The organism is Pseudomonas sp. F-14 TE3623 (genome assembly GCF_053629015.1).
Genome location: NZ_JBRJHM010000001.1, coordinates 121,693 through 143,348, shown reverse-complemented (window position 1 = coordinate 143,348; position 21,656 = coordinate 121,693). Strand labels below are relative to the sequence as shown.

Annotated in this window: 15 protein-coding genes; 11 read left to right on the top strand and 4 right to left on the bottom strand. The window is 59.8% G+C overall.

What is annotated here, in order from left to right; translation table 11 throughout:
* Positions 1–304: 304 nt before the first annotated feature.
* Positions 305–535 carry a hypothetical protein gene (locus AB7M29_RS00620; RefSeq protein WP_454246135.1) on the bottom strand — a complete coding sequence of 77 codons (231 nt, stop codon included), beginning with the start codon at positions 533–535 and terminating at the stop codon, positions 305–307.
* 513 nt (positions 536–1,048) lie between these two features.
* On the opposite strand from AB7M29_RS00620, the gene AB7M29_RS00615 reads away from it, so the two are divergent.
* From AB7M29_RS00615 to AB7M29_RS00605, 3 genes are all read left to right on the top strand, one after another.
* A complete protein-coding gene (locus AB7M29_RS00615) occupies positions 1,049–4,507 on the top strand; it encodes an alpha/beta fold hydrolase (RefSeq protein ID WP_217857401.1) in 3,459 nt (1,152 codons plus the stop codon).
* Positions 4,508–4,740: 233 nt separating this feature from the next.
* A complete protein-coding gene (locus AB7M29_RS00610) occupies positions 4,741–6,609 on the top strand; it encodes a c-type cytochrome (protein ID WP_454246134.1) in 1,869 nt (622 codons plus the stop codon).
* A gap of 26 nt (positions 6,610–6,635) precedes the next feature.
* Complete coding sequence (locus tag AB7M29_RS00605) at positions 6,636–7,880, top strand: metallophosphoesterase family protein (RefSeq protein ID WP_217857399.1); 1,245 nt, start codon at positions 6,636–6,638, stop codon at positions 7,878–7,880.
* Between the two features lie 123 nt (positions 7,881–8,003).
* Here AB7M29_RS00605 and gbcA read toward each other — a convergent pair whose 3' ends face one another.
* Positions 8,004–9,299, bottom strand: coding sequence for a glycine-betaine demethylase subunit GbcA (gene gbcA, locus AB7M29_RS00600; RefSeq protein ID WP_217857398.1), 1,296 nt, complete (start codon positions 9,297–9,299; stop codon positions 8,004–8,006).
* A 286-nt stretch (positions 9,300–9,585) separates the two neighbouring features.
* On the opposite strand from gbcA, the gene gbcB reads away from it, so the two are divergent.
* Positions 9,586–10,686 (top strand): glycine-betaine demethylase subunit GbcB, encoded by a 1,101-nt coding sequence (gene gbcB, locus AB7M29_RS00595; protein ID WP_123719621.1) that lies wholly within the window; start codon positions 9,586–9,588, stop codon positions 10,684–10,686.
* 104 nt (positions 10,687–10,790) lie between these two features.
* Here the strand turns inward: gbcB and AB7M29_RS00590 are convergent, their stop codons facing one another.
* Positions 10,791–11,615, bottom strand: coding sequence for an SDR family oxidoreductase (locus AB7M29_RS00590; protein WP_052967375.1), 825 nt, complete (start codon positions 11,613–11,615; stop codon positions 10,791–10,793).
* A 120-nt stretch (positions 11,616–11,735) separates the two neighbouring features.
* Positions 11,736–12,776 (bottom strand): threonine aldolase family protein, encoded by a 1,041-nt coding sequence (locus AB7M29_RS00585; protein ID WP_217857396.1) that lies wholly within the window; start codon positions 12,774–12,776, stop codon positions 11,736–11,738.
* Positions 12,777–12,907: 131 nt separating this feature from the next.
* On the opposite strand from AB7M29_RS00585, the gene AB7M29_RS00580 reads away from it, so the two are divergent.
* The 7 genes from AB7M29_RS00580 (at position 12,908) to purU (ending at position 21,584) form a co-directional block, all read left to right on the top strand.
* Entirely contained in the window at positions 12,908–13,624 is a 717-nt protein-coding gene (locus tag AB7M29_RS00580) for a TraX family protein (protein ID WP_454246133.1), read from the top strand.
* A 307-nt stretch (positions 13,625–13,931) separates the two neighbouring features.
* Entirely contained in the window at positions 13,932–15,185 is a 1,254-nt protein-coding gene (glyA, locus tag AB7M29_RS00575; protein WP_052967379.1) for a serine hydroxymethyltransferase, read from the top strand.
* A 23-nt stretch (positions 15,186–15,208) separates the two neighbouring features.
* On the top strand, positions 15,209–16,459 hold the full coding sequence (locus AB7M29_RS00570) for a sarcosine oxidase subunit beta (protein ID WP_007947735.1): 1,251 nt from the start codon (positions 15,209–15,211) through the stop codon (positions 16,457–16,459).
* Between the two features lie 14 nt (positions 16,460–16,473).
* Positions 16,474–16,803, top strand: coding sequence for a sarcosine oxidase subunit delta (locus tag AB7M29_RS00565; RefSeq protein WP_007907563.1), 330 nt, complete (start codon positions 16,474–16,476; stop codon positions 16,801–16,803).
* Positions 16,800–19,817: a sarcosine oxidase subunit alpha gene (locus AB7M29_RS00560; RefSeq protein ID WP_454246132.1), complete on the top strand. Its 3,018-nt coding sequence runs from the start codon at positions 16,800–16,802 to the stop codon at positions 19,815–19,817. The genes AB7M29_RS00565 and AB7M29_RS00560 overlap by 4 nt, the downstream gene beginning before the upstream one ends.
* 166 nt (positions 19,818–19,983) lie before the next feature.
* On the top strand, positions 19,984–20,616 hold the full coding sequence (locus tag AB7M29_RS00555) for a sarcosine oxidase subunit gamma (protein WP_454246131.1): 633 nt from the start codon (positions 19,984–19,986) through the stop codon (positions 20,614–20,616).
* Positions 20,617–20,726: 110 nt separating this feature from the next.
* A complete protein-coding gene (gene purU, locus AB7M29_RS00550; RefSeq protein ID WP_007907570.1) occupies positions 20,727–21,584 on the top strand; it encodes a formyltetrahydrofolate deformylase in 858 nt (285 codons plus the stop codon).
* Positions 21,585–21,656: the final 72 nt, after the last annotated feature.

The window sequence follows — 21,656 nt, the reverse complement described above, 5'->3', positions numbered from 1 at the left end:
CCCTGTTCGTGTGGGAGCGGGTTCAGTGTCGAACACTGATTATGTGCACACCAACGTTACCCACAATCCCTGTTAGCGCTTCTGTGGATAACATGTTCGCCCCTCGCTACATCCCATGCCCATCAAGCCCTCCAGCCTTCCGTACAAAAAACAACCAGCCTAACTCTCGGTTTTTTCGAGCTTTTTCCACAGAACAGCTTCGCTCGTAAGCCGATACTTGCCCCCAATCTCTGTTGGCGCTTCTGTGGATAAGATGTTCGCTGTCCGCTACAGGCTATATAAACCGTGGCTTTCAGTGAGTTGATCAAATAATGCTCAATTGACCCTTTTCTCCCCCTGATCCTTCCGCAAACCCCGAATTCTCGCGGCTTTCAGCGGTTTTCCACAGAACCTGCAAAGTTGCCCCCAAAGTCTGTTGGCGCTTCTGTGGATAAGGTGTTCGCCATCCTCTAGGCGCCATATAAACCGTGGTCTGCAGACTTATGATCAAAAAACGATCAATGCTTGCATAAAACCCTGCTTCTGGATAAGTCACGGTTTTTCTTGGTTTTTTGTGAATAAATTTGGGCCGTCATCCACAGTTGTCCCCAATAGCTGTGGGTGGAGATGTGGATAACTTGTTCGCTAAACCCTACGAGCCACGGCGCATATAGTCCGCAACGCGATAGATCAGATTTCATACAGTTCTAAGTCACTTCCTTGACTTCGATCTGTCGGCTGTCTTCACTCTCAGGGCACAAGGACAGCCGTCACTTATCCACATCTGGTTCAGGGAGAACGCGTGATGGATAGCCAGCCACATCGCTCGCAGCCACATTCGCACCCCAGCCCCTGCATGACCTGTGTACCGACACCCGCCACCTTGCTGCGTAAACGGATTCACCGTCGCGCCACCAATCAGCGCGCTCGTCTATAGCGCCTGAAGCCTTTCCCCATCCCCTGACGCCGCTGCCATTGAGGCCCGACCGTGCCCGGTGACCAGGCGTTCGTTCGTCTATCGATTGCAGGCAACCACAGAGTTGCCCATCTGCCTGAGAGGAAATGACCCATGACACGGATCGCCACGCCCATCAGTGATATCAAGGAACATTACGACGTGATCGTCATCGGCTCCGGCTACGGCGGCGGGATCGCGGCGTCGCGCCTGTCCCGGGCCGGCAAGCGAGTGTGCCTGCTGGAGCGAGGCCGGGAAATCCAGCCCGGCGAATACCCCAATACGATGCTGGCGGCCACTGAAGAACTGCAAGTCCATGACCCGGACGGACACATCGGTTCGCGCACCGGGCTGTTCGACCTGCACGTCAATGCCCAGCAGAACGTGGTGGTCGGTTGCGGCCTGGGCGGCACGTCACTGATCAACGCCAACGTCGCCCTGGAACCGGAACCTGGTGTGTTCGACGACCCACGTTGGCCGCTGGCGGTGCGTGAACACCGCGACACGCTGCTCAAGGATGGATACGCCCGGGCTCGGGAGATGCTCAAGCCCAATCCTTACCCAGGCACTTCGCCGGTGTTGCCGAAACTGGAAGCCAACAAAAAGTCTGCGGACTACCTCAAGCAAGGTGCGCATTTCTACAAGCCGCCGATCAACGTGACCTTCGACAAACTGCCGAATAACCTCAACCATGTCGGCGTCGAGCAATTACCGTGCAACCACTGCGGCGACTGCGTGTCGGGCTGTAACAACAAGGCCAAGAACACCACGCTGATGAATTACCTGCCGGATGCCTGGAACCACGGTGCGGAAATTTTCTGCCAGACCGAGGTGCGGCATCTGGAGCGCGACGCCGACGGCGACGGCTGGATCGTACATTTCCAATACCTGGACAGTGGCCGTGAGAAGTTTTCGGCACCGACGCTATTCGTCAAGGCTGACGTCGTCGTGGTTTCGGCGGGCACGCTGGGTTCCACCGAAATTCTCCTGCGTTCTCGCGACAAAGGTCTGGCGACGTCCAATCAGCTCGGCGAGAACATGAGCGGCAACGGCGACATTCTCGGCTTTGGCCATAACTGCGACCAACCGATCAACGGCATCGGTTTCGGCGCGAATCCGGCCAATGAAATGAAACCGGTCGGCCCATGCATTACCTCGATCATCGACATGCGCACCGAAGGCGACTGGCGCAGCCGCATGGTCATCGAGGAAGGCTCGATCCCCGGCGCCCTCGGTCGGCCGATGGTGCCGAGCATGGCCGCGTTCGCCGGGTTGATCGGCAAGCCCTCCGATGACAGTTTCAGCGGCAAGCTCAAGTACGCAGAACGCGAAACCGAGAGCTTCCTGCGTGGCCCGTATCATGGCGCCCTGCACAACATGCAGACCTACCTGATCATGAGTCACGATGACGGCAAGGGTCGCATGGTGCTCGACAGCAAGGACCAGCTGCGCATCGACTGGCCGGGTGTTGGCGAGCAGGAAAACGTCAAACTCGGTAATGAGCGGTTGCACCAGAGCACCAAGGCGTTAGGCGGGATTTGGGTCGAGAATCCGATCTGGACCGAGCTGCTCAAACACAGCATCGTTTCCGTCCACCCGTTGGGCGGTTGCGTGATGGGCGAGGACGCGGAGCAGGGCGTGGTCAACCACAAGGGCCAGGTGTTCAGCAGCACCAGTGGCACCAATGTCTATGCCGGGTTGTACGTGACCGACGGCGCAGTGATTCCGACCTCCCTGGCGGTCAATCCGCTGCTGACCATCTCTGCCGTGAGCGAGCGCAACATGGGCTTGCTGGCGGCCGATCGCGGTTGGCTTATCGACTACACGCTGCCCTCGGCGCCGCGCAAACAGGTGGCGCCGCCGACTCTCGGGGTGCAGTTCACCGAAACCATGAAGGGCTATTTCTCCAAAGACTTCACTCAGCCTCAAGGCACCGATCTCAAACTCTACGAGGCGGCGGCCAAACGCGGCGAGTCGGAGAACTCGCCGATCGAGTTCACACTGACCATCACCGCCAACGACCTCAACCGCATGATCAAGGAGCCCGAGCACGCCGCGACGCTGGTCGGTACGCTCAATGCGCCGGGCCTGTCGCCGGAACCGCTGACCGCCAGCAATGGCGTATTCAATCTGTTCGAGGAATATCAGGAACAGGTCGGCGTGCGGCACATGAAATACGACATGAAACTGACCGCCGAGGACGGCAGCGATTATTACTTCAGCGCGTTCAAGACGGTACCCGAAGACAATGGCGTGCTGAATGTCTGGCACGACACCAGCACCCTCTACGTGACGCTGTATCGCGGGTCGGACAAGACCGGTGAGGTGATGGGTTCGGGTGTAATGCACATCCATCCAGTCGATTTCGCCAAGCAAATGACCACCATGAAGGTGCTCAACGCCCGCAACGAACGCGAGCGCATCGACGGGCTGGCGCGGTTCGGCAAGTTCTTCGCCGGCATTTTGTGGGAGAGTTACGGCGGCGTGTTCGCGGGTGACATCTACTTCAACGCTGATGCACCGCCACGGCAGAAACGCCCATTGGATGCGCCGATCCCGAGCGTGCAATTCTTCCAGACCGAAGACAACGTCCAGCTACGCCTGACCCGCTATCAGGGCGGCAGTAAAGGGCCGGTGATGCTGGTGCATGGCTTGGGCGTGGGCTCGAATATTTTCTCCACCGACACCATCCAGACCAACCTGCTGGAGTACCTGTGCAAGCACGAGTACGACGTCTGGCTGCTGGATTTGCGGGTGAGCATTCTGTTGCCCGCGAGCAAGAAGGAATGGAACGGCGATCAGATTGCGCAGTACGACTTCAAGGCTGCCATCGCACAGATTCAGCAGGCAACCAAGGCGGCGGACGTGCAATGCGTGGTGCATTGCTACGGGGCGACGACTTTCTTCATGTCGTTGTTGGCCGGGTTGCAGGGCGTGCGTTCGGTGGTGTGTTCGCAGATCGCCGCGGATACGGTGGTCGCCACGGCAACCGGGCTCAAGGCCGGTCTGCACCTTCCGGGGATGCTCGACGCCATCGGCATCAAATCCCTCACCGCCTATGCCGACAACAAGGAGAGCTGGTTCAACAAGCTCTACGACAAGGCCCTCAACGGCTATGCCCGCATCGAAGCTCAAGGCTACTGCACCAACCCGGTGTGCCATCGCATCACCTTCATGTACGCGTCGCTGTACCGCCACGACACGCTCAACGAGACTCTGCATGACAACCTGCATGAACTGTTTGGCGAATCGAACATGCAGACCTTCGAGCACTTGGCGTTGATCCTGCGCAAGGGCCATCTGGTGGACTTCAAGGGCCAGGACGTCTACATGCCGCACTTCGACCGGCTGACCATGCCGATCTGCTTCATCAGCGGCGAAGACAACCAGTGCTACCTGCCGGAGAGCACGCTCAAGACTTATGAGCGCGTATGCAAAGCCCATGGACCGGAGCGCTACAGCCGCCATGTGGTGCCGGGTTACGGGCATATCGACTGCATGTTCGGCAAGAATGCGGTGCTCGATGTGTACCCGATCATCCTGCAACACCTGGAGAAAACGGCCCTCGGCTAGCACTGCTTACCTGTGGCCTGGGGCTGCTGTGGCGAGGGGGCTTGCCCCCGTTGGGCCGCGAAGCGGTCCCAAATCGGCAAATGCGGTCATTCAGGAAAACCGCGATTGCAGGTTTCACGACTGCTTCGCAGCCGAACGGGGGCGAGCCCCCTCGCCATAAAAGTCTCTAGCCACAGGTATGTGCCCACTCAAGATTTTTGTTGGTGGATTGGGACAAAAAGGAAATGGATGCTATGGACAGTTACATCCGCTGGTTTCAACGCTTCATCTGGCTAGGCATTGTGATGAACATGGTCTTCGCGATTCCGGCGCTGTTTGCGCCGGCGTTGCTGACTTCGATGCTCGGGATGCCGCCGCAGCTCTCCGATCCGTGGCTGGAAAACGCCGGCATGCTGCTGGTGGGGATCAGCCTGTTCTACATGCCGTCTGGCTTCAACGCACCAAGATACGTCGTGCATTCATGGCTGTGCGTATTGTCGCGACTGATCGCCGTGGCGTTCTGGATCTACCTGATCAACACCAGCAGCCAGGCACAGGTATTTGTGCCGATGCTGCTGGGTGATCTGAGCATGTTCCTGATCCTCGGGATTCTGTTGTACCGGGGCAGCGCGCCGGCCAATCGGCCCTTGGCGTTGCTTCGCGACGGCTGGCATGAGTGGCGCGCAGCGTGGGCGAGACGCTGGCAGCGACACAGCTTCAAGGTTGCCACGCTGGTCGTGGTGCTGGCGCTGGGGTTTATCGGCTATGAGACCTGGTACCAGATGCTGCGGGTGGTACCGGAAGAGCAATACGCCTCCAATGAGGATCACTACAAATACGGCGCCATCGGCCTGGGCATCGAAGCGCGGATTCCCTATTACCTGTTCGCCGTATTGCCGCAAATGTGCCCGGATAAACTGCCGAAACCCGGCGGCTATGAAGTCTTCGGTTTCCTCTACGAGAATGGCAAGGACCTGCCGATCGGCATGGCCAAGCGGCAGATCGGTTACCCGACCGTGGAGCCCAACTGCGCCCTGTGCCACACCGGTTCCTACCGGGCCAATACCAGCGACGTCGCCATCCCGGTGGCTACCGCGCCGGCCAATACCCTGCAACTGCAGGCCTTCCAGTGGTTCGCCTACAATTGCGCCAGCGACCCGAAATTCACCCCAGACGCGGTGATGACGGCGATCAACAGCAAGTTCCAGCTCGGGTTTTTCGAGCGCTTGTACAACCGCTACGTGATCATTCCGATGGCCACCAGCGCGCTGGTCAAGCAGAAACAGGCCTATGCCTGGCAACGCCTGCGCGCCCCACAAGGGCCGGGGCGCACCGACACCTTCAACCCGACGAAAATGGTGGTGTTCGGCTTCCCGGATGACTCGACCATCGGCACGGTCGACTTGCCGCAAGTCTGGAACCAGAAGCCTCGGGAGTCGCTGTACCTGCACTGGGACGGCAACAACAACGACATCCATGAGCGCAACTACGCGGCGGCCATGGCCGTGGGCGCAACGCCGGAGTCGGTGCTGCCGGCCAGTTTCAACCGGGTGACCAACTGGTTGCTGGGCCACCAAGCACCCACATGGCCGTTTGCGCTGGATAAGGCCAAGGTCGCACAGGGCAAACCGGTCTGGGAAAACAACTGCGCTGGTTGCCATGATTTCGGTCGCACCGACACCGGTCAGGTCACCACCAACATTGAGGAACTGGGCACCGATCCCCATCGGCTAAACTCGTTCACCAATGGTTTAGTGACGGCTTTCCATGGCTTCAAGAAATCACCGTTCGACTTTGGCGCCTATCGCAAAACCCAGAGCTACAGCAACACGCCCACCGACGGCGTCTGGTTACGCGCGCCGTATCTGCATAACGGTTCGGTACCGACCCTGTGGGACTTACTGCAACCACCGGAAAAGAGGCCGCTGGTGTTCTTCACCGGCTCCGATGTGTACGACCCGGACAAGGTCGGCTTCGTCACCAGTGGCGCGCAGATGAAAGCCTCGGCGGACTTCAAATACGACACCCGTCTGGAGGGCAACCACAACGGCGGCCACCTGTACGGCACCCAACTGTCGGAACTCGATAAGCGGGCGCTCATCGAGTTCATGAAAACCCTGTAATTCCACTACGGATGGAGGAACACGACATGTCATTGGTCAGTCATTGGGAACACGAGTACGACAAGGTCAAGCTGCGCTTTCACGGCTTGTTCACCCGCCTGGAAATGGCCTGGAAGAAGCTCGTCAGCGAGCTTGAACCGGAGGAGTTCGAAGCCATCGTCGCGCTGCTGCAACGGGGTCACGATCAGGCGCACTACGTGCTCAAAAACGGCGACTTGCCCGACGATCAACCGAGTGTGCCGTGGGAGTTGGCCCACGGTTTGTCGATCCTGCATATCGGTAACGCCACTCCCTTGCCGCAATCGGAAGACGAGCTGCAAACCCGAGTGCTCAAGGACGGCAGCTTGCTCGGTTGTCGCAAATGGGAACTGCTGGATCTGTTGTGGAGCGAGGCGCTGCTCAAATGGATCGAGAACCTTCGGCATCACGCATCGTTCGCCACCAACCCGGCGCTGATGCGCATGGACAGTGACGTGACCCTGGCCATCGCCGGCGACTGGGGCACCGGGCCGTTCGACAGCCATGCCCCGGCGGTGTCAGTGGCCAATCAGATGCAACTGGCCCAGGCCGATTTCACCGTTCACCTAGGGGACGTGTATTACGCCGGCACCCACTCCCAGGAAGACGTCGACATGGTCGGCTGGCCCATGGGCAAGCATGGCTCGTTCACCCTCAACTCCAACCATGAGATGTACAGCGGCGCCCATGGCTATTTCAAGGAGCTGGCCAAGCGTTTCCCGGCGCAGCAGGGCACCAGTTATTTTGCGTTGTACAACGATGATTGGCTGGTGATCGGCCTCGACACGGCTTACGCCTCGGATCCGATCAACCTGTACATGGACGGTGCGCTGAACAAGGAGCAGATCGACTGGATGAAAGGGCTGCCTCAGCGCAAGAAAATCATGGTGCTCAGTCATCACCAGGGCTTCGACATTTCCGGGCACAACAAAACGGCGCTGTATCAACCGGTATGCGATGCCTTGGGCCGCGAGCCGGATTACTGGTATTGGGGGCATTTGCACAACGGCATCTGCTACGCCACTCAAGGCGGGTTGCATGCGCGCTGCGCCGGCCATGGGGCGATTCCCTACGGCAATGCCAGCGAGTTGAACGGGCACTCGCGGGTGTTGTGGTCGGAAACGCAAAATGCGCGGGATGAGGCGTACCCGGATCGGGTGTTGAACGGTTATGTGAAAGTGCGGCTGGTGGGGGAGAACATCGAAGAAACGTTTATTGGGGAGGATGGGTCGGTGCGGTGGTCTTCGAGTTGATTGGGTGAATGTGCGACCGCTTTCGCGAGCAAGCCCGCTCCCACATTAGATCGGTGGCGTACACAAAATCTGTGAACGACCCGGTCAACTGTGGGAGCGGGCTTGCTCGCGAAGCTTTTGCTCTTAGCCTTGAACCGGAACACCTTTGAGGTATGGCGCAGGTTCGGCCCCCAGGTTGTTCAGCAACCGCTCGCTGTACCAATCCACGAAGTTCACCACGCCAAACTCATAGGTCTTGGAGTAAGGCCCTGGCTGGTACGCGGTGGAGTTGATCCCGCGCTGGTTTTCTTCGGCCAGGCGACGGTCCTGGTCGTTGGTCGCATCCCAGACCTGGCGCATGCGCTCCACGTCGTAGTCCACGCCTTCGACCGCGTCCTTGTGGACGATCCACTTGGTGGTGACCATGGTTTCCTGAGCGCTGATTGGCCACACGGTGAACACGATGATGTGGTCGCCCATGCAGTGGTTCCACGAGTGCGGCAGGTGCAGGATGCGCATCGAGCCCAGGTCCGGGTTTTTGATCCGGCCCATGAGTTTGGCGCAGCCCTGTTTGCCGTCCAGAGTCATCGACACGGTGCCCTTGAGCAGCGGCATGCGCACGATGCGGTTACGCAGGCCGAAACTGGCGTGGGCGTAAGGGATCTTCTCGGCTTCCCAGGCTGCAGCGGAGGCAGCGACGTGGTCCTTGAAGGCCTGGTCGGCACGCGGGTCGGTGACGTCGTCCCATTCCAGCAGGGTTTTCAACAGTTCCGGGTGCGACGCGTTGCAGTGGTAGCACTCGCGGTTGTTTTCCAGCACCAGTTTCCAGTTGGCCTTTTCGAACAAGGTGGTCTGGATCGCCACCTTGGTGTTCTCCATGTCGTACGGTTCCATGTAATGGTTCAGCGTCGACAGGAAGTCATCAATGGCCGGCGGGTTTTCCGACAGGCTGATGAAGATGTAACCGCCAGCGGTTTTCACGTTCACAGGCTTCAAGCCGTACTGCTTCATGTCGAAGTCGGCGCCCATTTCGGTGCCGGCGAACAGCAGACGACCGTCTAGCTCATATGTCCACTGGTGGTAGTGGCAGACCAGTTTGGCGACTTTGCCTTTTTCACTGGTGCACAGCCGCGAACCGCGGTGACGGCAGACGTTGTGGAACGCATGGACCACGCCGTCGGCACCGCGAATCACGATGATCGGGTTCTTGCCGACTTGCAGGGTCAGGTAGTTGCCCTTGGTCGGGATTTCGCAGGTCATGCCGGCGATCAACCACTCTTTCAGAAAGATTTCCTGCATGTCGATATCAAACAGCCGCTCGTCAGAGTAAAACGGCTGCGGCAGCGAGAAAGTACGCTCGCGCTCTTGTAGCATCTGCGCGGTGGCCTTGCGTGCGGGTTCCAGCGGATCGCCCAGGCTGATTTTTGCGGTGACGTCCATCGATTTGATCCTCATGGCCATTCTGTGTGGCCGGCGAAATAGTGGCTGATACGGTTTGCTACGCAAGGTGTAAAGGTTGTGACTTGGTATGGGGCGAGTGTGGGGCCGGCGCTCGCCAGAACCTTATCCATGGGCGACATGGCCCAATCTGTTCCCGACGCGCAACCCCCGGTAATTGGGGGCTGGTCGCGATAAGTATGTGAATGTCGCAGATAGGTAAATGGAGGGGCTGCGCTATACGCAGAATCGCCAACATGAAGGCCGGCAGTCGGCCGTGGAGATCAGCATGTCCAACAGCTTCCTGAACCCGGTAACCACCCAGACCTGGGCCAATGGTCGACATATTGTCCGTTGCGTCAAAGTCATCCAGGAAACCTGGGATGTGCGCACCTTCTGCTTTATGGCCGACCAGCCAATCCTGTTCTTTTTCAAGCCCGGGCAGTTCGTCACCCTGGAGCTGGAAATCGACGGCGTGCCGATCATGCGCTCCTACACCATTTCCAGCTCGCCGTCGGTGCCGTACAGCTTTTCGGTGACCATCAAGCGTGTGCCGGGGGGCAAGGTGTCCAACTGGCTGCACGACACCCTGCATGAAGGCCAGGAGCTGGCGGTGCACGGGCCGGTCGGGCTGTTCAACGCCATGGACTTCACCGCGCCGAAAGTGCTCTACCTCAGCGGTGGCGTTGGCATCACGCCCGTTATGTCGATGGCTCGCTGGTTCTATGACACCAACGGCAACGTCGACATGGTGTTTATCCACAGCGCCCGTTCGCCCAAAGACATCATTTATCACCGCGAGCTGGAACACATGGCGTCGCGGATCGACAACTTCAGCCTGCACCTGATCTGCGAGAAGCATGGTCTGGGCGAGCCGTGGGCCGGTTATCGCGGTTACCTGAATCACAAGATGCTCGAATTGATGGCGCCGGACTTCCTTGAGCGTGAAGTCTTCTGCTGCGGCCCGACCCCATACATGAACGCGGTCAAGCGCATGCTCGAGACGGCCGGTTTCGACATGACGCGTTATCACGAGGAATCCTTTGGTGCGACACCAGCGGAAGCCCGTGCCGACGCGGTGGAACAAGCCGAAATCGCAGCAGATGCACCGGAAGTCGACGTTGCCGACCTGCATCAGGTCGAATTCACCGCGTCCGGCAAAAGCATTCGCGTGGCGCCGGGCGAAACCGTGCATGCGGCGGCGGCCAAGCTTGGCCTGCTGATCCCGAAAGCCTGCGGGATGGGGATCTGCGGGACCTGCAAGGTGATGAAGCTGGGGGGCGAGGTCGAAATGGACCACAACGGCGGGATTACCGAGGAAGACGAAGCCGAAGGGTTCATCCTGTCGTGCTGCAGCGTGCCGAAGGGCGATGTGCGGATCGAGTTTTGAACCTGTGGGAGCGGGCTTGCTCGCGAAGACGGCAGCGCAGTCAACATTGATGTTGCCTGACACACCGCTTTCGCGAGCAAGCCCGCCCCACAATGGTTGGTATTTCAGTCCACAAATAAGTCTGGCATCAGCTTGTCTTGGGTGCCGGGCTCAAAGCGATAATGATCGAATTCGGTCACACCATGCTCCCGCAGAATCTCCTCATCAATCAGCAAGCGCCCGGTAATGCTGCGGCCACTGCTATCCAGAATTGCGTAAGCAGCATCCGCCATAATCGCCGGCGTGCGCGCATGCTTGAACGACTCGCGTGACCCCAGCTGAAACTCGATGGCGGCAGTGGCGATCATGGTCTGCGGCCACAGGGAATTGACGCTGATGCCGTAGGAGGCGAATTCCTCATTCATGCCCAAAGTCAGCATGCTCATGCCGTATTTGGTCACCGTGTAAGGGCTGTACTGGGCGAACCACTTGGTGGCCAGGTTCAGCGGTGGTGACAGGTTGAGAATGTGCCCGGCGGATTTTTTCAGATAGGGCAGGGCAGCCTGACTGCAAAGGAGCACGGCGCGGGTGTTGATCTGGTGCATCAGGTCAAAGCGCTTGAGTTCGATGTGCTGTACGCCTGTCAGCTTGATCGCCCCGGCATTGTTGATCAGCGCATCGATGCCGCCGAAATGCTCAGAGGCGTCGGCCAGGGCCTGGCGCACGGCAATTTCATCACGCACATCCACCTGCAAGGCCAACGCCTTGCCGCCCGCGGCTTCAACTTCTGCCGCTACGCTGAAAATGGTGCCAGGCAGTTTGGGGTGAGGGGTGGCACTTTTAGCGGCAATCACGATGTTGGCCCCGTCCTTGGCTGCCCGCAGCGCAATCTCACGCCCAATGCCACGGCTGGCGCCGGTAATGAACAGGGTTTTGCCTTGTAGTGACATGCGTACGCTCCTGATTGTTGTTATCTGAGCGGATCGAAACGGCTCGCCAGTCAATGTAGACCAACTCCCCGAAACTGATCATTCCCACGCAGAGCGTGGGAATGATCAGCCTGGTGGGTTTCAGGCTGCCATCACTTCCCGAATATCCGTCGCCAATTCGCGCACGCGGTCTTCTTCGGTGTCCCACGAGCACATGAACCGGGCGCCGCCGTTGCCGATGAAGGTGTAGAAGCGCCAGCCCTTGGCAGTCAATGCGGCAATGGCCGGTTCCGACAGTTGCAGGAACACGCCGTTGGCCTGCACCGGGAACATCAGTTCCACGCCAGGAATGTCGCTCACCAGTTCGGCCAGCAACTGCGCGCAGTGGTTAGCGTGACGGGCGTATTTGAGCCAGGCGTCGTTTTCCAGAATCCCGACCCATGGGGCCGAGAGGAAGCGCATTTTCGACGCCAATTGCCCGGCCTGCTTGCAGCGGTAATCGAAGTCTTCAGCCAGTTTGTGGTTGAAGAACAGAATCGCTTCGCCCACCGCCATGCCGTTTTTCGTGCCGCCGAAGCACAACACGTCAACGCCGGCCTTCCAGGTCAGGTCGGCTGGTGAGCAGCCCAGATACGCACAGGCATTGGAGAAACGCGCGCCGTCCATGTGCAGGTTCAGGCCCAGTTCTTTGCAGGTGGCGCTGATGGCGCGGATTTCGGCCGGGGTGTACACGCTGCCGACTTCGGTGGCCTGGGTCAGGGTCACGACGCGCGGTTTCGGGTAGTGGATATCCTGGCGCTTGAGGGCGATTTCACGGATCGATTCCGGCGTCAGCTTGCCGTTTTCAGTGCGGGCAACGAGCAGCTTGGAACCGTTGGAGAAAAACTCCGGCGCGCCGCATTCGTCGGTTTCGACGTGGGCGGTTTCCGAGCAGATCACGCTGTGGTAACTCTGGCACAGTGACGATAGAGCCAACGAGTTGGCGGCGGTGCCGTTGAAGGCGAAGAACACTTCGCAGTCGGTTTCGAACAGTTTGCGGAATTGATCCGCTGCGCGTGCGGTCCACTCATCGTCGCCATAAGCGCGCTGGTGGCCGTGGTTGGCCTGTTCCATGGCAGCCCAGGCTTCAGGGCAGATACCGGAATAGTTGTCGCTGGCGAATTGTTGGCTCTTGTCGGTCATGGCCGGCTTCCGTAATCGAGGCGCTTATGGTGAAGAGCTTCGTGGTCAATGATGGTGCGCACTTTACCGAAGATCGTCCGGGGAGCACACGGGATGTTGCTGTCAGAAAAATACACGGTTGACGGGCAATTATGCACATGACTCAACGGGATGGGGCGCTGGATCTGCTCAAGTGGCTGGCGCTGCTGAGCATGGTGCTCGATCACCTGCGATATGTCGGTTATTCCGTCGATCTGCTGTACGTGCCGGGCAGGTTGGCGTTCCCGTGGTTCTGTCTGGCGATGGCGGCGAACCTGTCGCGAGTCCGTGCAGTAACGACGGATGGCCAGTGGCGTTACCTCGGTTGGTTGTTGCTGTTTAGCGCTATAAGCGAAATCCCCTACCGGATGTACATTCCTGATCCCAATACCTTAAACGTGTTGCCCACGTTGATTCTGGGGCTGTTGGTCGCGCTTGGCTGGCAGAACCCGATGCTTCAATCGCGGCTATTGGCGGCCGGTGCACTTTTGCTGGCAGCACTGTTCCCGGAGCGACTGATGTTCGGTTTCTTCGGTGTGCTGTTGCCGCTGGCGATGTTGCTGGTGTTCAGGCGTCCCTGGTATTTCAGCCTGCTGCCGGGGCTGGTCTGCCTGGCGGCCAATCAGTGGCAAGTGCTGTATTACGCCGCCCGGCTTCACAGCAATGCAGCCATATTCGGCATCGCCGCTTGTCTGATTGCGCCATTGCTGGGGCTACTGCTATTGCGACACGCCCAAGGCATCCGGCCACCGCCGATGCGGCGTTGGGCTTACGCGCTCTATCCCGCGCATTTCCTCGTGCTTCTGGCCTTGCGCCAACTCATCGCCTGACCCCCAATGCAGGAGCTGCATAACCTTGTGAGAGCGGGCTTGCCCGCGATGGCGGCATCACATCCAGCATAGATGTCAGCTGACCCACCACTATCGCGGGCAAGCCCGCTCCCACAGGGGATCCTTTCTGATTTGAAGATTGTGTCCGGTCAGGCTTTTCGGCCCATGTCGTAAACGCACCTTTGCGTGGCGTCCGTAGGCATTTGGCCTGTCTGCGCCGGTCATACCATCGCATCCAAAGGGCACTGCCGTAACGCCAGTGCCTTACCGAGACGAATGGCGCATAGATGCCGCTGGGAGAGACGCGATGTTCAGCAAGCAAGACCAGATCCAGGGTTACGACGATGCACTGCTGGCGGCGATGAATGCCGAGGAGCAACGTCAGGAAGATCACATCGAGCTGATCGCGTCAGAGAACTACACCAGCAAGCGCGTCATGCAAGCGCAGGGCAGCGGCCTGACCAACAAATACGCCGAAGGCTATCCGGGCAAGCGCTACTACGGTGGCTGCGAGCACGTCGACAAGGTTGAAGCCCTGGCCATCGAACGCGCCAAGCAGCTGTTCGGTGCCGATTACGCCAACGTCCAGCCGCACTCCGGTTCCTCGGCCAACAGCGCCGTTTACCTGGCCCTGCTGCAAGCCGGCGACACCATTCTCGGCATGAGCCTGGCCCACGGTGGTCACCTGACCCACGGTGCCAAGGTGTCGTCCTCGGGCAAGCTGTACAACGCCGTGCAGTACGGCATTGACACTAAAACCGGGCTGATCGACTACGACGAAGTCGAGCGTCTGGCTGTCGAATGCAAGCCGAAGATGATCGTTGCCGGCTTCTCGGCCTACTCCAAGACCCTCGACTTCCCACGTTTCCGTCAGATCGCCGACAAGGTCGGTGCGCTGCTGTTTGTCGACATGGCTCACGTCGCAGGTCTGGTCGCTGCCGGCCTGTACCCGAACCCGCTGCCGTACGCTGATGTGGTCACCACCACCACCCACAAGACCCTGCGCGGTCCTCGTGGCGGCCTGATCCTGTGCAAGTCCAACGAAGAAATCGAGAAGAAGCTCAACGCGGCAGTGTTCCCGGGTGCCCAAGGCGGCCCGCTGATGCACGTGATCGCCGGTAAGGCGGTGTGCTTCAAGGAAGCGCTGGAGCCTGGCTTCAAGGCTTACCAGCAACAAGTGATCGACAACGCCCAGGCCATGGCCGGCGTATTTATCAAACGCGGCTACGATGTAGTGTCCGGCGGCACCGATAACCACCTGTTCCTGGTCAGCCTGATCCGTCAGGGCCTCACCGGCAAAGAGGCGGATGCAGCCCTCGGTCGCGCCCACATCACCGTGAACAAGAACGCTGTCCCGAACGATCCACAGTCGCCGTTCGTGACCTCCGGCCTGCGCATTGGCACCCCGGCGGTAACCACTCGCGGCTTCAAGGTTGCCCAGTGCGTTGAACTGGCTGGCTGGATCTGCGACATCCTCGACAACCTCGGCGACGCCGATGTCGAGGCCAATGTCGCGCAGCAAGTGGCAGCCCTGTGCGCGGACTTCCCGGTTTATCGCTGAGCGCGGTTTTGGAGTAAATGACTATGCAACGCTATTCGGGCTTCGGCCTCTTCAAACACTCCCTCAGCCATCACGAAAACTGGCAGAAGATGTGGCGCACGCCGACCCCTAAAAAGGTTTATGACGTGGTCATCGTTGGCGGTGGCGGGCATGGTCTGGCGACCGCCTACTACCTGGCCAAGGAACACGGCATCACTAACGTGGCTGTGGTCGAGAAAGGCTGGCTGGGCGGCGGTAACACCGCGCGCAACACCACCATCGTCCGCTCCAACTACCTGTGGGACGAGTCTGCGCACCTGTATGAACACGCCATGAAACTGTGGGAAGGCCTGTCCCAGGACCTGAACTACAACGTGATGTTCTCCCAGCGTGGCGTCTACAACCTGTGCCACACCCTGCAGGACATTCGTGATTCCGAGCGTCGGGTCAGCGCCAACCGTCTCAACGGTGTAGACGGCGAACTGCTCGATGCCAAACAGGTAGCCGACGAGATTCCGTACCTCGACTGCTCCAAGAACACTCGCTACCCGGTGATGGGCGCAACCGTCCAGCGTCGCGGCGGCGTGGCCCGTCACGATGCCGTGGCGTGGGGCTTTGCCCGTGCCGCCGACGCCTTGGGCGTGGACCTGATTCAACAGACCGAAGTGATCGGCTTCCGCAAGGAAAACGGCGTGTGCATCGGTGTTGAAACCAACAAGGGTTTCATCGGCGCCAAGCGCGTCGGTGTGGTCACCGCCGGTAACTCCGGGCACATGGCCAAACTCGCCGGCTTCCGTCTGCCGATCGAATCGCACCCGCTGCAAGCGCTGGTGTCCGAGCCGATCAAGCCGATTATCGACAGCGTGATCATGTCCAACGCCGTGCACGGTTACATCAGCCAGTCCGACAAGGGCGACTTGGTGATCGGCGCCGGTATCGACGGCTACAACGGCTACGGCCAGCGTGGTTCGTACCCGGTGATCGAGCACACCATTCAGGCCATCGTCGAGATGTTCCCGGTGCTCTCGCGCGTACGCATGAACCGTCAGTGGGGCGGCATCGTCGACACCACGCCGGATGCCTGCCCGATCATTTCGAAAACGCCGGTACCGAACATGTTCTTCAACTGCGGTTGGGGCACCGGTGGCTTCAAGGCAACACCTGGCTCGGGCAACGTGTTTGCCGCAAGCCTGGCCAAGGGTGAAATGCACCCATTGGCCGCACCTTTCTCCATCGACCGTTTCCACAACGGTGCGTTGATCGACGAACACGGCGCTGCTGCGGTTGCCCACTAACAGGAGAAATCCCCATGTTGCATATCTTCTGTCCTCACTGCGGCGAACTGCGCTCCGAAGAGGAATTCCACGCATCCGGCCAGGCGCACATCCCGCGCCCACTGGATCCGAACAGCTGCACCGACGAGGAGTGGGGCGACTACATGTTCTTCCGCGATAACCCTCGCGGTCTGCACCACGAACTGTGGGATCACGTCGCCGGTTGCCGTCAGTATTTCAACGTCACCCGTGACACCGTGACCTACGAGATTCTCGAAACCTACAAGATCGGCACCAAGCCGCAGTTCACCGACAAGACCGACAGCCCGAAAGCGGCCGCCACGGCTCTGGGAGAGAAGGTATGAGCCAGATCAATCGCCTGTCCAATGGCGGACGCATCGACCGTAACAAAGTGCTGAGCTTCACCTTCAACGGCCAGGTTTACAAAGGCTTTGAAGGTGATTCCCTGGCCGCCGCCTTGCTGGCCAACGGTGTCGACATCATCGGCCGCAGCTTCAAGTATTCGCGCCCACGCGGCATCTTCGCCGCCGGTGCCGAAGAGCCGAACGCTGTGCTGCAGATCGGTGCGACCGAAGCCACGCAAATCCCGAACGTGCGCGCCACGCAACAAGCGCTGTATCAAGGCTTGGTCGCCACCAGCACCAACGGCTGGCCGAGCGTGAACAACGACATGATGGGGATTCTCGGCAAGGTCGGCGGCAAGCTGATGCCGCCGGGCTTCTACTACAAAACCTTCATGTACCCGCAATCGTTCTGGATGACCTACGAGAAGTACATTCGTAAGGCTGCCGGCCTTGGCCGCTCGCCGACCGAGAACGATCCGGACACCTACGACTACATGAACCAGCACTGCGACGTGCTGATCGTCGGCGCTGGCCCTGCGGGTCTGGCGGCTGCACTGGCGGCTGCCCGTAGCGGTGCGCGTGTGATCCTGGCCGATGAGCAGGAAGAGTTCGGCGGCAGCCTGCTCGATTCCCGCGAAAGCCTCGACGGCAAGCCTGCCACCGAGTGGGTCGCCAGCGTCATCGCCGAGCTGAAAAACACCCCGGACGTGCTGCTGTTGCCGCGCGCCACGGTCAACGGTTACCACGACCATAACTTCCTGACCATTCACGAGCGCCTCACCGATCACCTCGGCGACCGCGCCCCGATTGGCCAGGTGCGTCAGCGCATCCACCGGGTTCGCGCCAAACGTGTAGTGCTGGCGACCGGTACTCACGAGCGTCCACTGGTTTACGGCAACAACGACGTGCCGGGCAACATGCTCGCCGGCGCTGTGTCGACTTACGTGCGCCGTTACGGCGTGGCACCGGGCAAAAAGCTCGTGCTGTCGACCAACAACGATCACGCTTACCGCGTAGCGCTGGATTGGCTCGACGCCAGTCTGCAAGTGGTGGCGATCGCCGATGCCCGCAGCAACCCTCGCGGTGCGCTGGTGGAAGAAGCGCGCGCCAAAGGCATTCGCATCCTGACCGGCAGCGCCGTGATCGAGGCCCGTGGCAGCAAACACGTCACCGCCGCTCGCGTTGCAGCGATTGATGTAAAGGCACACACCGTGACCAGCCCAGGCGAGTGGCTCGATTGCGACCTGGTCGCCAGTTCCGGCGGGTACAGCCCGGTGGTTCACCTGGCGTCGCACTTGGGTGGCAAGCCGATCTGGCGTGAAGACATCCTCGGTTTCGTACCGGGCGAAGCACCGCAAAAACGCGTGTGCGTCGGTGGCATCAACGGCGTCTACGGCCTCGGCGATTCGCTGGCCGATGGTTTTGAAGGGGGCGCTCGCGCCGCCAGCGAAGCCGGTTTCAGCGGGGTCGAAGCCACCTTGCCGAAAGCCTTGAGCCGTCTGGAAGAACCGACGTTGGCGCTGTTCCAGGTGCCGCACGAAAAAGCCACCGCACGGGCGCCGAAGCAATTCGTCGACCTGCAAAACGACGTCACCGCTGCCGCCATCGAACTGGCGACCCGCGAAGGCTTCGAGTCGGTCGAGCACGTTAAACGCTACACCGCGCTAGGCTTCGGCACCGATCAGGGCAAGCTCGGCAACGTCAACGGTCTGGCCATTGCCGCCCGTTCGCTGAACGTGACCATCCCGCAGATGGGCACCACCATGTTCCGCCCGAACTACACGCCGGTAACCTTCGGCGCCATAGCCGGTCGTCACTGTGGGCACATCTTCGAGCCGGTTCGTTTCACCGCGCTGCATCATTGGCACGTGAAGAACGGCGCCGAGTTTGAAGACGTCGGTCAGTGGAAACGTCCTTGGTACTTCCCGAAAAACGGTGAAGACCTGCATGCAGCCGTGAAGCGCGAATGCAAAGCCGTGCGCGACAGCGTCGGCCTGCTGGACGCTTCGACCCTGGGCAAGATCGACATCCAGGGCCCGGATTCGCGTGAGTTCCTGAACCGCATCTACACCAACGCCTGGACCAAACTCGACGTGGGCAAGGCCCGCTACGGCCTGATGTGCAAAGAAGACGGCATGGTGTTCGACGACGGCGTGACTGCATGCCTGGCCGACAACCATTTCGTGATGACCACCACAACCGGCGGCGCTGCACGCGTGCTGCAATGGCTGGAAATCTACCATCAGACTGAATGGCCAGACCTGAAGGTGTACTTCACTTCCGTGACGGATCACTGGGCAACCATGACCCTGTCGGGGCCGAACAGCCGCAAGCTGCTCAGCGAAGTCACCGACATCGACCTGAGCAACGAAGCCTTCCCGTTCATGACCTGGAAAGAAGGTCTGGTCGGTGGTGTACCGGCGCGGGTGTTCCGGATTTCGTTTACCGGTGAGCTGTCGTACGAAGTCAACGTGCAGGCCGACTACGCCATGGGCGTACTCGAGAAAATCGTCGAGGCCGGCAAGAAGTACAACCTGACCCCGTACGGCACTGAAACCATGCACGTACTGCGGGCCGAGAAGGGCTTCATCATCGTTGGCCAGGACACTGACAGCTCGATGACCCCGGACGACTTGAACATGGGCTGGTGTGTCGGTCGCACCAAACCGTTCTCGTGGATCGGCTGGCGTGGCATGAACCGCGAAGACTGCGTGCGTGATCAGCGCAAACAGCTGGTCGGTCTGAAGCCGATCGATCCGACCAAATGGCTGCCGGAAGGTGCGCAACTGGTGTTCAACACCAAGCAAACCATCCCGATGACCATGGTCGGTCACGTGACTTCCAGCTATCTGCACAACTCCCTCGGCTATTCGTTTGCCATGGGTGTGGTCAAGGGCGGCCTGAAGCGCATGGGTGAGCGGGTGTTCGCACCGCTGGCCGACGGCAGCGTGATCGAGGCGGAAATCGTTTCTTCGGTGTTCTTCGATCCGAAGGGTGATCGCCAGAACGTTTAATGGCCTCGGGTCCTGTGGGCGGGCAGTTGCACCGAGTCGTCTGATTCGCGAGCAGGCTCGCTCCCACAGGAGATCGCGTAACCCTTGTGGGAGCGAGCCTGCTCGCGATGGCGGCGGCACAGCCACCACAAGGGCCGGAACCAACAGAATTCAAGACAGGTGCTTTATGACCGCAGCCAATGTTTACCAACAACGCCCAACCACCGGGGCCAAGGCCGAGTCGTCGCTGCATCATGCCGACCTTGCCAGCCTGGTGGGCAAGGGTCGCAAGAACGCCGGCGTGATCGTGCGTGAGAAAAAACTCCTCGGTCACCTGACCATCCGTGGCGATGCCCACGATCCTGCGTTCGCCGCTGGCGTGCACAAGGCCCTCGGCCTGGAACTGCCAGCCGCGCTGACCGTGGTGATCAAAGGTGAAACCAGCCTGCAATGGATGGGGCCGGATGAATGGCTGCTGATCGTGCCGACCGGCGAAGAATTCGCTGCCGAGAAAAAACTGCGTGAAGCACTGGGTGACCTGCACATCCAGATCGTCAACGTCAGCGGTGGCCAACAGATCCTTGAACTCAGCGGCCCGAACGTGCGTCAGGTGCTGATGAAATCCACCAGCTACGACGTGCACCCCAACAACTTCCCGGTGGGCAAGGCTGTGGGCACGGTGTTTGCCAAGTCGCAATTGATGATTCGCCATACCGCCGAAGACACTTGGGAACTGCTGATTCGCCGCAGCTTCTCGGATTACTGGTGGTTGTGGTTGCAGGATGCGGCCGCTGAATACGGGCTTAGCGTTCAGGCGTAATTGTGGTGAGGGAGCTTTTGTGGCGAGGGGGCTTGCCCCCTCGCCACAGGCAAGCCCTTACTCACAGAGTTCTCTCTGATCACAGATGTTGCAGCAGGAGTCACCGCACTATGAGCCGCGCCCCAGACACATGGATTCTGACCGCCGATTGCCCTAGCGTCCTCGGCACCGTGGATGCGGTGACCCGCTTTCTGTTCGAGCAGGGCTGCTACGTCACCGAGCACCATTCCTTCGATGACCGGCTCTCGGGTCGTTTCTTCATTCGCGTGGAATTCCGTCAGCCCGACGGCTTTGACGAACAGGCTTTCCGCGCAGGTTTGGCAGAGCGTGGTGACGCCTTCGGGATGGTCTTCGAGCTGACCCCGCCGCACCACCGGCCAAAAGTGGTGATCATGGTCTCCAAGGCCGATCACTGCCTCAACGACTTGCTCTACCGCCAGCGCATCGGCCAGTTGTCGATGGACGTGGTCGCCGTGGTCTCCAACCACCCGGACCTCAAGCCGTTGGCCGACTGGCATCAGATTCCGTACTACCATTTCCCGCTGGACCCGAACGACAAACCGTCGCAGGAGCGTCAGGTCTGGCAGGTGGTCGAAGAGTCCGGCGCTGAACTGGTGATTCTTGCCCGTTACATGCAAGTCCTGTCGCCGGAGCTGTGCCGCAAACTCGATGGCAAGGCGATCAACATTCATCACTCCCTGCTGCCGGGCTTCAAGGGGGCCAAGCCGTATCACCAGGCCTACAACAAGGGCGTGAAACTGGTTGGCGCCACGGCGCACTACATCAACAACGACCTGGACGAAGGCCCGATCATCGCCCAGGGCGTGGAGGCTGTGGATCATAGCCATTACCCCGAAGATTTGATCGCCAAAGGGCGGGATATCGAAGGGCTGACGTTGGCACGGGCTGTTGGTTATCACATTGAACGACGCGTGTTTTTGAACGCGAACAGAACGGTCGTTCTTTAGATTTTTGGGGCCGCTTCGCGACCCATTCGCGAGCAAGCCCGCTCCCACAGGGATTTGTGTCAGGCACAGATC

Coding starts and splice junctions, on each gene's coding strand:
- AB7M29_RS00615 (WP_217857401.1), top strand. CDS start 1,049: ATGACACGGATCGCCACGCCCATCAGTGATATCAAGGAACATTACGAC.
- AB7M29_RS00610 (WP_454246134.1), top strand. CDS start 4,741: ATGGACAGTTACATCCGCTGGTTTCAACGCTTCATCTGGCTAGGCATT.
- AB7M29_RS00605 (WP_217857399.1), top strand. CDS start 6,636: ATGTCATTGGTCAGTCATTGGGAACACGAGTACGACAAGGTCAAGCTG.
- gbcA (WP_217857398.1), bottom strand. CDS start 9,299: ATGGACGTCACCGCAAAAATCAGCCTGGGCGATCCGCTGGAACCCGCA.
- gbcB (WP_123719621.1), top strand. CDS start 9,586: ATGTCCAACAGCTTCCTGAACCCGGTAACCACCCAGACCTGGGCCAAT.
- AB7M29_RS00590 (WP_052967375.1), bottom strand. CDS start 11,615: ATGTCACTACAAGGCAAAACCCTGTTCATTACCGGCGCCAGCCGTGGC.
- AB7M29_RS00585 (WP_217857396.1), bottom strand. CDS start 12,776: ATGACCGACAAGAGCCAACAATTCGCCAGCGACAACTATTCCGGTATC.
- AB7M29_RS00580 (WP_454246133.1), top strand. CDS start 12,908: ATGCACATGACTCAACGGGATGGGGCGCTGGATCTGCTCAAGTGGCTG.
- glyA (WP_052967379.1), top strand. CDS start 13,932: ATGTTCAGCAAGCAAGACCAGATCCAGGGTTACGACGATGCACTGCTG.
- AB7M29_RS00570 (WP_007947735.1), top strand. CDS start 15,209: ATGCAACGCTATTCGGGCTTCGGCCTCTTCAAACACTCCCTCAGCCAT.
- AB7M29_RS00565 (WP_007907563.1), top strand. CDS start 16,474: ATGTTGCATATCTTCTGTCCTCACTGCGGCGAACTGCGCTCCGAAGAG.
- AB7M29_RS00560 (WP_454246132.1), top strand. CDS start 16,800: ATGAGCCAGATCAATCGCCTGTCCAATGGCGGACGCATCGACCGTAAC.
- AB7M29_RS00555 (WP_454246131.1), top strand. CDS start 19,984: ATGACCGCAGCCAATGTTTACCAACAACGCCCAACCACCGGGGCCAAG.
- purU (WP_007907570.1), top strand. CDS start 20,727: ATGAGCCGCGCCCCAGACACATGGATTCTGACCGCCGATTGCCCTAGC.